We start from the raw sequence: 12,308 nt of genomic DNA, 5'->3' as shown, positions 1-12,308 counted from the left end.
CCCTTGTCCTGCAGTACGCCGAGCGGCGGGGTCAGCTTGTGGAGTTCGGGCATGCCGTTGGCCTTCGGGCCCTGGAAGCGCACCACCACCACCACGTCRCGGTCGAGCTCGCCCGCCTTGAASGCGGCGGTGACCTGGTCCTGGTCGTCGAACACGCGGGCCGGCGCCTCGATCGTCCAGCGGCYCCGCTCGACCGCGCTSGTCTTGAAGGTGCCGCGCCCGAGATTGCCCTGCACCAGCCGCATGCCGCCGTCGGGCTGGAACGGGCGGCCGTGCGGGCGCAGCATCGCRTCRTCGAGCGGYTCGGCCGGGGCATCGGCCCAGGCCAGCGCTTCGCCGTCGAGCCGGGGCTCCCTCGCATAGGCGCCRAGGTCGTCGCCAGCGACGGTCAGGATGTCGCGGTGGAGATAGCCGCCGTCGAGCAGGGTCGCGATGACATAGGCCATGCCGCCCGCCGCCTGGAAATGGTTCACGTCGCCCGCGCCGTTGGGATAAACCCTGGCGATCAGCGGCACCGCCGMGGACAGCCGGTCGATATCCTCCCAGTCGATGACGATTCCGGCGGCGCGCGCTATCGCCGGCAGATGGATGACATGGTTGGTCGAGCCGCCGGTCGCGAGCAGGCCGACCGCCGCGTTGACGACCGCCTTCTCGTCGACGCAGCGCCCCAGCGGCCGATAGTCGTCGCCGTCCCAGCCGATCGCACCGAGCCGATGGACCGCCGCGCGGGTCAGTTCCTGGCGCAGCTTCGTCCCCGGATTGACGAAGGCGCTGCCGGGGATGTGGAGGCCCATCACCTCCATCATCATCTGGTTCGAATTGGCGGTGCCGTAGAAGGTGCAGGTGCCGGCACCATGATAGGAGGCGCTCTCGGCCTCGAGCAGCTCGGCCCGCCCGACCTTGCCCTCGGCATAGAGCTGGCGGACGCGCTGCTTCTCCTTGTTGGCGAGCCCCGAGGGCATCGGCCCGGCGGGCACCAGGATCGTCGGCAGATGGCCGAAGCGCAGCGCGCCGATCAGCAGCCCGGGGACGATCTTGTCGCAGATGCCGAGCAGCGCCGCGCCCTCGAACATGCCGTGRCTGAGCGCCACCRCGGTCGACAGAGCGATGGTGTCGCGGCTGAACAGCGACAGCTCCATCCCCCGCTGGCCCTGCGTCACCCCGTCGCACATCGCCGGGACCCCGCCCGCCACCTGKGCGGTGATCCCCGCCTCGCGCGCCCACAGCTTCATCTGCTCGGGATAGCGGCCATAGGGCTGATGCGCCGACAGCATGTCGTTATAGGCGGTGACGATGCCGATGTTCATCGCGCCGCCGTCGCGGATCGCGGGCTTGTCCTCGCCCGACGCCGCAAAGCCANTGCGCCGACAGCATGTCGTTATAGGCGGTGACGATGCCGATGTTCATCGCGCCGCCGTCGCGGATCGCGGGCTTGTCCTCGCCCGACGCCGCAAAGCCATGCGCCAGATTGCCGCACGACAGATTGGGGCGGTCCACACCGCTGTCCCGCTCGCGCGCGATCAGGTCGAGATAGGCCGAACGGCCCGCGCGGGACCGCTCGATAATTCGCGACGTCACCGCCTCGACCACTGCGTGCAGGCTCATCGTCTCACTCTCCCATGCCGGGGCCATCCCACGCNCGATCAGGTCGAGATAGGCCGAACGGCCCGCGCGGGACCGCTCGATAATTCGCGACGTCACCGCCTCGACCACTGCGTGCAGGCTCATCGTCTCACTCCCTCGGGCACTTCGAATCCGGCAAGGATCATCGGTACGGCCTGATCACTCATGCCATGTGACGCCGTCGCGCTCGGTGAGTGCGATCGCGGCCGACGGGCCCCAGGTGCCCGCGGTGTAGGGCCTGGGCTTCATGCCGTTGGCGGCCCAGCCATCGCGGATCGCATCGACCCATTCCCACTGCGCCTCCACCTCGTCGCGCCGCACGAACAGCGTCTGGTCGCCCTCGACCAGGTCGAGCAGCAGCCGTTCATAGGCGATCCGNATCGACCCATTCCCACTGCGCCTCCACCTCGTCGCGCCGCACGAACAGCGTCTGGTCGCCCTCGACCAGGTCGAGCAGCAGCCGTTCATAGGCGATCCGCCGGCGGCTGTCGGCAAAGGCGTTGGGTAGCGAAATATCGAGCGGCACCTCGCGCAGCATCAGGCCGCCGCGGTCGAGCCCCGGCTCCTTCGCCATGAGCAGGAGCCGGATATTCTCTTCGGGCTGCAGCCGGATGACCAGCTTGTTGGGCTTGAGGGCGCGAGCACCGAAGATCGAGTGCGGCACATCGCGGAACTGGATGATGATCTCCGACTGGCGGCTCGGCAGCCGCTTGCCGGTGCGCAGGTAGAAGGGCACGCCCCGCCACCGCCAATTGTCGATATTGACCTTCAGCGCCACGAAGGTCTCGGTCGCCGACGGCTTGCCGAGCTCCTCGACATAGCCCGGCACCGGCCCCCCCGCCATCGCGCCCGCGCCATATTGGCCGATCACGCTGTGGCTCGCCGCCGTCGCCCGGTCGATCGGCCGCAGCGAGCGCAGCACCTTGACCTTCTCGTCGCGGATGCCCGTCGCATCGAATCGGGCGGGCGGCTCCATCGCGACCAGCGCGAGCAGCTGGAGCATGTGGTTCTGCACCATGTCGCGGATCGCGCCTGCACCGTCGTAGAAACCGACCCGGCCTTCGAGCCCCACCGTCTCCGACACGGTTATCTGGACATGGTCGATCCCGCCCTCGCGCCACAACGGCTCGAACAGGCTGTTGGCGAAGCGCAGCGCCAGCAGGTTCTGCACCGTCTCCTTGCCCAGATAATGATCGATCCGGAAGATCTGCGCTTCCGAGAAGACATGCGCGACCGCATCGTTGATCGACCGGCTCGATGCGAGGTCGAAGCCGAGCGGCTTCTCCAATGCCAGGCGGACATTGGAACCAGCCAGCCCTGCGCGGGACAACCCCGCGATGCTCGATTCGAACAGCGAGGGTGCGGTCGACAGGAAGATCGCCACATCGTCGGATCTGCGCGATCCCACCGCGTCGGCCAGCGGCCCGAAACACTCCGGCCTGGAGGCATCGAGCGGCACATAATCGAGGCGTTCGAGAAAGGTGGAGATATCCTTCGGGTCGCGGGCCTCGACCGGCAGATATTGCTCTAGCGCCGCACCCGTCATCGCCCGGAAGGCATCGCCATCCTCGTCGGTTCGCGCGGTGCCGACGATCCGCAGGTCGGGCGAGATCAACCCGTCGGCATGGAGCCCGAACAGGGACGGCAGCACCATGCGCCGCGCGAGATCGCCCGTCGCACCGAACAGGAGAAGCGTCTTGGCCGAGTCCGGCATCGAAGACCCTATCGGTCCCCGCAGACCGTCATCGGCACCGATCGATAGTCGATGCGGACGTCCGATATCGACAAGGCGAGCCCCGCCCCGCCCGAGAGGATGAAGGGCGTCGTGATCTTCGACATGTCGAGGCCGTCGCGCCGGAAGCAGCCCAGCGGAATGGCGAGCGTCGACCAGGCGCCGGGCTTCGCGCCGGCGATCGTGCGCGTGACCGTCATCAACTGGCGCCGATCGCGCGTGCCCATGCCGATCGCGACCGGCCCCCTGCCGGCGCTGTCGCGCCGATAGTCGACCACGAGGCTGATCTCGCCATTGGTCTCGCGCGCATAATCGAGCGCCCTGCCCGCCTCGATCCGCACCTCGGCAGGCCCGGCCCAGGCGAAGCGACGCGAATCCTCCTGCCTGATCCGGTCGATCGCCTTGATCTCGATCGGCGCCCCGTCCGGTGCGGTCCGGAAGCTCCACCCGTCGGGCATCCGTCCCCTGGCCCAGAAGGCGGTCGGCGTGCCGGCGGCCATGCCCTTGGGCCGGCGTTCGTCGAGCGGGCCGATATGCCCGGGTTTCGCATAGCTGAGGCCATAGCCATAGGCGAACAGCGGATCATAGCCCTGGTCGCGCCGGTTGAGCCGGTACTGGTCGGGTCGCTTCGGCCAGGAAAAGCTCAGGCGCCCGCGGAAATCATGCGGCACCGATCCGTCGGGCGCGCGGAACAGCATATCGGCCACGCCGCCGCCCTCGGTGCCGGGCAGGAAGGCCGCGACGAAGGCATCCGACGCATTGATCTCGGCGTTCACCCACAAAGGCCTGCCCGACAGGAAGACCGCGACGACGGGGATGCCCGCCGCCTTCAGCCGGCGCAGCAAGGCCAGGTCCGCCTTGTCCTCGGGACTGAACTCGAGGGTCGGGCGGTCTCCCCTGAACTCTGCATAGGGCTTCTCGCCGAACACCACGATCGCGGCGTCGGGCTTCCCGGCGAAATGGCCGTCGGGCGAAAGCGTCGCGCTTCCGCCCGCGGCCTTCACCGCCGCGGCGATCCCGCTCCAGATCGACTGGCCGTTGGGGAAGGCCGAATTGGGCACGTCGGCTCCCTGCCAGGTGATCGACCATCCACCGGACTGCTGGCTGATGCTGTCGGCCGCCTCCCCCGCCACGAGGATGTTCTGGGCGGGCCGGAGCGGCAGCACGCCTTCGTTCTTCAGCAGCACCATCGACTCGCGCACCGCCCGCCGCGCCAGCGCGCGATGCCCGGGCGATCCGATCGCATCGAACCTGCCCGCCATCGCCCGCGACGAGGGGCGACCGCGCTCGAACAGGCCGGCGCGGATCTTGACGCGCAGGATCCGGCGCACGGCATCGTCGAGCCGCGCCATGGGAATGATGCCCTTTTCCACCTGGGCGAGGGTATTGGTATAGAGCTTCTTCCAGCCCGGCCCCGAATACATGAACATGTCGAGCCCGGCGTTGATCGCCTGCGGGCAGCTTTCGTTGGTGCAGCCCTTGACCTGGCCATGGCTGTTCCAGTCGCCGACGACGAAGCCGTCGAAATGCATCCGGCCCTTGAGCACGTCGGTGAGCAGGCTCTTGTTTCCGCTCATCTTCTCGCCGTTCCAGCTCGAGAAGCTCGCCATCACCGACTGGGTGCCCGCTTCGAGCGCCGCCGGATAACCGCCGAGATGCACGTCGCGCAGGTCCTGCTCGGATATCCGCGCGTCGCCCTGGTCGCGCCCGCCGGTGCCGCCGTCGCCGAGGAAATGCTTTGTGGTCGCGATCACATGCGTCGGCGACAGGAAGTCGGCGGTGCCGACCTTGCCCTGCACGCCCTCGACCATTGCCCCCGCATAGGCGGTGGGGATCGCCGGCTCCTCGGAGAAGCTTTCATAAGTCCGCCCCCAGCGATCGTCCTGCACCACCGCCAGCGTCGGCGCGAAGGTCCAGTCTATCCCCGCCGCCGCCGTCTCGAGCGCCGTCGCAGCGCCGATCCGCCGGATCAGGTCGCGGTCGCGCGCTGCGCCGAGCCCGATATTGTGCGGGAAGAGGGTCGCGCCGACGATGTTGTTGTTGCCGTGGACCGAATCCGTTCCCCACATGATCGGGATGGGCGGCCGGCCATCGGTGCGCGCGATCGACGCGTCATAATATTCGTCCGCCAGGCGAAGCCATTGGGCCGGCGGCGCATAGTCGTCGCCATAAGGTCCCGAATTGCCACCGCTGAGCACCGCTCCGATCTTCCAGCGGCGGACATCGGCCGGGTCGATGCTGCCGATATCGACCTGGATCAGCTGGCCGACCTTGTCCGCCACGCTCATCGCCGCCAGCAGCTTGTCGATCCGCGCCTCGACTGCGGGATCGCGCCGGGGCTGCGCCTGCACCTCGGGCCAGAGTTCGGCATGCGCGACCGGCGAATGGGGATCCGCGGCCGGCTGCTTGCCGCAACCCGCTACCAGGACGAGGGCTGCGAGGGTGGCGGCGGTGGAAAGCTTCTTCATGGAACGATCCGACATCGGGCCTCGACGCGCTGGCGTCCGGCGGTTGGGGCAGGTTGCGGGAACAAGGCGGCGCGGCTCCGTCCGATCGGGCGGCGCGGGCATGTCAGCTGGACGGGGCCGCGGGATGGCGGTGGCAATATCGGCCGAACAGCGCGATCAGCATGTAGCAGATCGCCGGCACGATCAGCGCGAACCGCAGCGTGGCGGCGTCGGCCGCCCGCCCCGCGATCAGCGGCACGATCGCGCCGCCGACGATCGCCATGCAGATGATACCCGAGCCTTCGGCGGCGCGCCTCCCCAGCCCTTCGCTGGCAAGGCTGAAGATCGTCGGGAACATGATCGAGTTCATCAGCCCAACCGCGAGCAACGACCAGCCCGAGAGCGCGCCCGTGCTGTTCGCCGAGATCAGGATCAGCGCGATCGCACCCGCCGCGACGGCCATCAGAACCCTGGCGGGCGCGACGACGCGCAGCGCATAGGCCCCGAGGAAACGGCCGGCGAGCGCGCCGCCCCAGTAGAACACCAGCAGCTTGCCCGCGTCCTCGGCGGCGAGCCCGAGCACGTCGCCCTGCGCCAGATAGTTGACGATGAACGAGCCGATCGAGACTTCGGCCCCGACATAGAGGAAGATGCCGAGCGTGCCGAAGGCGAAGCGCGGCCGCGCAAGCAGGCCGAACGCCGCGAGGATATTGTCGTCCGACCGCTTCTCCCGCAGCTGGTTGCGCCCCAGCCAGACGACCGCCGCGATGATCAGCAGTGCAGCCGCCAGCGCGATGTAGGTGTGCACGATCGTCCGGGTTTCGGCGATGCGGAACGCCTCTAGCGCCGCCCCCGACAATGTCTGCGGGTCGACCGTCGCGAGGCTGCCCAGGATGACGATCGAGCCGACCGGCGGAAAGATCGTGGTGCCGAGCGAGTTGAAGGCCTGCGCGAAGGTCAGCCGGCTATGCGCGGTCCGGGCCGCGCCCAGCATCGAGATCAGCGGGTTGGCGACCACCTGGACGATGGTTATGCCCGATCCGAGCACGAACAGCGCCATCAGGAACAGCGAGAAGGTGCCCGACGACGAGGCGGGGATGAACAGCAGGCAGCCACCCATCATGGTGAGCAGGCCGATCGAGGCGGTGCGCATATAGCCCATCCGCTGCACGATCAGCGCCGCCGGCAGCGATATGATGAAATAGGCGGCGAAGAAGGCCGACTGGACCAGCATGGCTTCGTGATAGCTGAGCGTGAAGAGCCCCTTCAGCTTGGGGATCAATACGTCGTTGAGGCTCGTGATCCCCCCGAAGATGAAGAACAGGGCGAAGACGAACCAGCGCAGGCCGACGAGCGAACCCGTCGCCTGTGCCGGAGCTTCGTCCTCCGCCGTCGCTGCCGAAACCGGTGCCGGACCCATGATCAATTCCTCTCCCTGCCGCCGACGGCGATCGGTCCGCCCGCCGCGTTCATGGCGCCATCCGCCGGGCGGCGAGATCGATCGTGCCTTCGGCGATCATGTCGGTCGCCGACCGCCCGATCCGGAAGCGCCGCGCGCCACCATCGACGATCCAGCTTTTCGACGCGCTGTCAAAACGCGCGAACGTCCGTGGTTCGAGGGGAATGCGGACGTGCCCCGTCTGGCCGGGCTCGAGCGGTACCCGCGCGAAGCCGGCGAGGCGCCACCGACTATTCCCCTTCGGGCCCTGCACATAGACCTGGGCGACGTCGGCGCCGGCGCGACCGCCGTCATTGGTGATGTCGAGCGTCACGACCGGGGCCGCGCCGCTCTCGACGATCGGCTTGCCATAGCTGAAGCGCGTGTAGCTGAGACCGTAGCCGAACGGGAACAGCGGTTTCTGCCCGGTCTTCTCATACCAGCGATAGCCGACGTCGGCGCCCTCGCGATAGTCGACGGCGAACGGGGCGACACCGGCGGACATGCCGTAGTCGATCGTGTTTCCGGCCTTGCGCCGCGCGACCGCGGCCTTGAGATTGGCCAGCCCCATCGGCATCGGCCGGGGCGCCTGATCGGCCGAGGCCGGAAAGGTGATCGGCAGGCGGCCCGACGGATTGACCTTGCCGACCAGGATATCGGCGATCGCCTCGCCGCCGCGCTGGCCCGGATACCAGGCCTGCAGGATCGCCGGCACCTTCTCCACCCAGGGCATCAGCACGGGTCCGCCCGTCTCGAGCACGACGAGCGTCCGGCGGTTGGCCGCGGCGACGGCATCGATCAGCGCATCCTGCCCGTCGGGCAGCGAGAGCGTCTCGACGTCCTGGGCTTCGCTCTGCCATTGCCAGGCAAAGACGATCGCCATGTCCGCACCGCGCGCGGCTTCGGCGGCCGCCTTGGCGTCGGTGCCGTCGACATAGGTCACTTCGGCATGGGGGGCGGCGGCGCGGATCGCCTCGAGCGGCGACGACGCATGCCAGGTCATCCGCGCGAAGGAAGCCGCCTCGCCCTCGGTCAGCGCGATCTCGACGGGTGCGCCGCCGGTCGACCGGACCTGCGACGATCCGCCGCCCGACAGCACGCCGACGTCGGCATGCGCGCCGATCAGCACGATCCTGCGCGCGTCCTTCGCCAGCGGCAGCAGGCCGCCATCATTCTTGAGCAGGACCATGCCCTGCTCGGCGACGGCCTGCGCGACATCGGCATGGGTATCGAGGTCGATCGGCTGCGGCGTTTCGGGGACGGGATCATCCATCAGTCCGCTCGCGATGACGCCCGTCAGGATACGACGGACCATGTCGTCGAGACGCGCCTGCGGGATCCGTCCCGCGGCGACCGCCTTCTCGAACGGCTCGGAGAAGAACATCCCGCGATCGAGCTCCTGGCCTGACTGCTGGTCCAGACCGCCGAGCGCCGCCTTCTCGGTCGAATGGACCGCGCCCCAGTCGGACATCACCCAGCCCGGATATTTCCAGTCGCCCTTGAGGACGCCGTTCAACAGCGCGTCGTTCTCGCAGGCATAATCGCCGTTGACCTTGTTGTAGGCGCACATCACCGAGCCGGGCCGACCGCGCTCGATCGCGATCTGGAACGCGAGCAAGTCGCTTTCGCGCAAGGCCGCCTCGCCGATCCGCGCATCGAGGACATGACGCCCCGTCTCCTGCGCATTGAGCACGAAATGCTTGACCGTCGATACGATATGCGCGCTCTCGACCCCGCGGATCGCTTCGCCGCCCATCACGCCGGCGAGCAGCGGATCCTCGCCGAGATATTCGAAGTTGCGGCCGTTCCACGGATCGCGCGTCAGGTTCACCCCGCCCGCGAGCAGGATGTTGAAGGTCTTGGCGCGCGCCTCCGCGCCGATCATCGCACCGCCCATCCGCGCGAGCTCGGGGTTGAAGGTGGCGGCGGTCGCGAGGCCGGCGGGCAGGGCGGTGGCGGTGTCGCCCTTGCGCTGCTCGACCTGGTTGGCGACGCCGAGACTCGCGTCGCTTTCGCGCAGGGTCGGTATGCCCAGGCGCGGCACGCCCGGGATATGCCCGGCCGACGGAATCATCCCCAGTTCCTTCGCCGGCCTGGCGAGCGGCGGGAAATAGCCGTGGACGAGCGCGACCTTCTCCGCCGGCGTCATCGCCGCGACCAGCGCGGCGGCCCGCTCGCCCGCGCCGAGCGAGCGATCCTCCCACCGATGGGCCGAAGCGGCGGCCGACAGCGACAGCGCCGCCGCGCCGAGCAGCAGCCACGGCCTTCGGAAGCAAAGAGGCGACGGTGCGTGGGAACGCACCGTCGCACGAGGAAGCTGACGCGGGAATTGGGGCATGATCGACGTCAGCGTTCTGGTCATGGCCATCGGGGTCAGAACGACGCCTTGGCGCGGACGCCCCAGGTGCGCGGCGGCTGCAGGTTCGACAGGAACACCGGCGCGTAGCGGGTCGGTCCGAAGGTCGCGGCGTTGGTCCGGACGTGACTGTCCTCCAGATTCTGGACGAAGGCCTCGACACTGTAGCGATCGGCCGGTGCGGTGTAGCGCAGGGCCAGATCGGTGCGGGTATAGGCTTTCTGCTTGTCGAAGCTCGACCCGTAATAGACCTGCTGCCCTGCGGCGTTGGTCCGGGTGGTCCGGTCGCCGTTGAAGAAGGACAGCCAGCTGCGCGTCTCATAATGGATCGCCGCGCGCGGCGTGATGCGGCCGCCGCTCGCCAGCTCGAAATCATGCTCGTAGCTGGCGGTGCCCGAGAAGCGCGGCGCATGGGCAAGTTCATTGCCCTTCAGGTCGCGGATCGCAGTGACGTTGGCGGAGTCGTCAAAGCGCGCGTCGATGCTGAGCAGCGTCTTGAGCTTGGTCTTCTGGAGCGTGCCCGACATCTGGATCCGGTCGTTCGGCGTGATCTCGGCGACCAGCTCGCCCTCGAGGCCGTAGGAGGTCGCGCCCTTTGCATTCTGGGTGACGACCTGGCTGGCGATGGTGTTGCCGTTGGCGTCGCGGGTCGCGACGACCTGGTTTACCTGATAGCCCTTGAAGTCGGAATAATAGGCGGCGACGTTCAGGGTGAGCCGGCGATCGAAAAAGCGCGACTTGAAGCCCATCTCATAGTTGGTGATGCTTTCGGGATCGGTGGTCTGGCCGCCATCCTGAATGTTGCCCGACTTGAAGCCCGTGCTGACGCTGGCATAGCCCAGGATCGTGTCGGTCAGGTCGGCATCAACGCGGGCGAGCCAGGTGAGCTTGTTCCAGCTTCCCTTCACGTCGTTGTTCGAGATCGAGAAATTGCCGCCCTGCGCGTTGAGCAGCGCCACCAGCTCGGCCGCGGTGGCGTGCGGGAACTGGCCGAAGATGTTGACCGAGCATGAGATATCGGTCGGCGTCGGGCAGCCGAAGGCCGTTACGTTGCGGCCGCCGACATCCTTCTTCTTGTCCCGGGTGTAGCGCAGGCCACCGGTCAGGCGGATCTTGTCGTTGAAGTGATAGATCGCCTGCCCGAAGCCGGCCATGGAATCGATCTGGCGATGCGCCTGGATGAAGCTGCCGACGAACGCGCGGGTCGAGCCGCCGCGATAGCCGTCGCGCTGATCGACGTCGAAGCGGATCTTGTTGACCTCGTGAGAATAATAGGCGCCGATGATATAATCGAGCTTGTTGTCGCCGGTCGATTTGAGCTGAAGCTCGTGGCTCTGGAAGTCGTAGCGCGAATTGACGGTGCGGTTCTCGCCGAACGCACCGAGGTACAATTGTAGCCCGGTCGCGGGATCGAAGCCTCCGGTCGGCGGCAGGGCCCCGGCATCGGCATCGGTCTGGGTGCTGCCGCCGATCCGCGAGAAGCCCGCGATATAGCTGATCTGGGCGCTGTCGGTGATGTCGTAGTCCATCGTGCTCCGCACCGCGACCGAGTAGCGGTCGGTGTCGGGCGCGGTGTCGCTCAGGGTCGACCAGCGCTTGGTGCCGGCGCGTGGGGTCTGCAGCAGGCCGATGACCGGGGCGCCCTGATCGAGGAAGCCTTCCGCACTCAGGAACCAGCGGAATCTTTCGCTGGGGCGGAAGATCATGCTGACCCGGGCGGACTGTTGGTCCTGGGCATAATATTTCTTGCCGTTGGAGATGAAGGCCGACTTGTCGACGTTCGGCACGTTCGGCGCCGGCTGATAGTCGGCATAGCCGTCATGCCGCTCGGTCACGAAGGCGACGCGGAAGGCGAGCGTATCGCTGACCGGCAGATTGATCATGCCGCGTGCGCCGAACCGGCTGTAATTGCCAGCGGTCAGCTCGACATTGCCATGAACGTCGTCGAAGGTCGGCCTGGCCGAGATCAGGTTCAGCGCACCGACGGTGGCGTTGCGGCCGAACAGTGTGCCCTGAGGACCACGCAGCACCTCGGCACGCTCCAGATCGTAGAACAGCGTCGATGCGCCCTGCGAGCGCGGGGAATAGATGCCGTCGACATAGATCGCCACCTCGGGGTCGGCGACTTCCGTATAGGCGCTGTCGTTACCGATGCCGCGCAGGGTCAGCAGCACGGCCGACTGGTCGCCTTGCTGGGTGAACTGAAGGCTCGGCACGAAGCGCGCGAGATCGGTTACGTTGCTTACCTGCTGCTTGTCGAGCGTCGCCTGGCTGAAGGCGGACACCGCAACTGGCGTACGCTGAAGACTGGTCTCGCGGCGGGTGGCGGTTACGATGATGTCGCCGACGCCGTTCTGGTCGTCGGCCGCCGGCGCCGCGGCGGTGACCGCCGACTGCGCAGACGCCATCTGCGCCCAGGAGAACGCCACGCCGATTGCGGTGCCGGCAGCGAGAAGGGCCCTGTTGTGCATAAGAATCTCCCATGGCCGCACGCCGGCGGCGCAATCATTATTGTCGGAACTATAGATGATCCGATGATTTCTAAAATGAATGGCAGCAGAAATCGCTCGCCCATGCACGATGGCACGACGATCAAGGCGATAATTCTCTACTGATACCATGTAACCGCGCGGTGCGCGTCTAGGCCGTGCTTTCCATGAGCATTCCTCTCTCGCGTCGAGGCTCCCTGACCTCGTATGAATCGCCTTTAAG

5 protein-coding genes and 3 pseudogenes are annotated in these 12,308 nt (G+C 67.5%); all 8 read right to left on the bottom strand.

Annotated features, from left to right (window positions below; translation table 11 throughout):
* Positions 1-1,359: pseudogene (edd, locus tag ASE22_RS15165) on the bottom strand (phosphogluconate dehydratase); the annotation flags it as partial.
* 1 nt (position 1,360) lies between these two features.
* A pseudogene (locus ASE22_RS27665) lies at positions 1,361-1,605 on the bottom strand (phosphogluconate dehydratase); the annotation flags it as partial.
* A 177-nt stretch (positions 1,606-1,782) separates the two neighbouring features.
* Positions 1,783-2,001: pseudogene (locus ASE22_RS27660) on the bottom strand (glucose-6-phosphate dehydrogenase); the annotation flags it as partial.
* Between the two features lies 1 nt (position 2,002).
* Positions 2,003-3,337: glucose-6-phosphate dehydrogenase (gene zwf, locus ASE22_RS15160; protein WP_268801324.1), on the bottom strand; the 1,335-nt coding region annotated here is incomplete at its 3' end.
* 8 nt (positions 3,338-3,345) lie between these two features.
* Positions 3,346-5,823 carry a glycoside hydrolase family 3 protein gene (locus ASE22_RS15155; protein WP_056361027.1) on the bottom strand — a complete coding sequence of 826 codons (2,478 nt, stop codon included), beginning with the start codon at positions 5,821-5,823 and terminating at the stop codon, positions 3,346-3,348.
* A gap of 103 nt (positions 5,824-5,926) precedes the next feature.
* On the bottom strand, positions 5,927-7,222 hold the full coding sequence (locus ASE22_RS15150; protein ID WP_056361024.1) for a sugar MFS transporter: 1,296 nt from the start codon (positions 7,220-7,222) through the stop codon (positions 5,927-5,929).
* 49 nt (positions 7,223-7,271) lie between these two features.
* A complete protein-coding gene (locus ASE22_RS15145; RefSeq protein WP_235536374.1) occupies positions 7,272-9,608 on the bottom strand; it encodes a beta-glucosidase family protein in 2,337 nt (778 codons plus the stop codon).
* Between the two features lie 5 nt (positions 9,609-9,613).
* On the bottom strand, positions 9,614-12,067 hold the full coding sequence (locus ASE22_RS15140) for a TonB-dependent receptor (protein WP_056361021.1): 2,454 nt from the start codon (positions 12,065-12,067) through the stop codon (positions 9,614-9,616).
* Positions 12,068-12,308: the final 241 nt, after the last annotated feature.

The sequence above is a fragment of the Sphingomonas sp. Root720 genome, assembly GCF_001428605.1.
GTDB lineage: Bacteria > Pseudomonadota > Alphaproteobacteria > Sphingomonadales > Sphingomonadaceae > Rhizorhabdus.
This window is presented reverse-complemented; position numbering and strand designations above follow the sequence as displayed.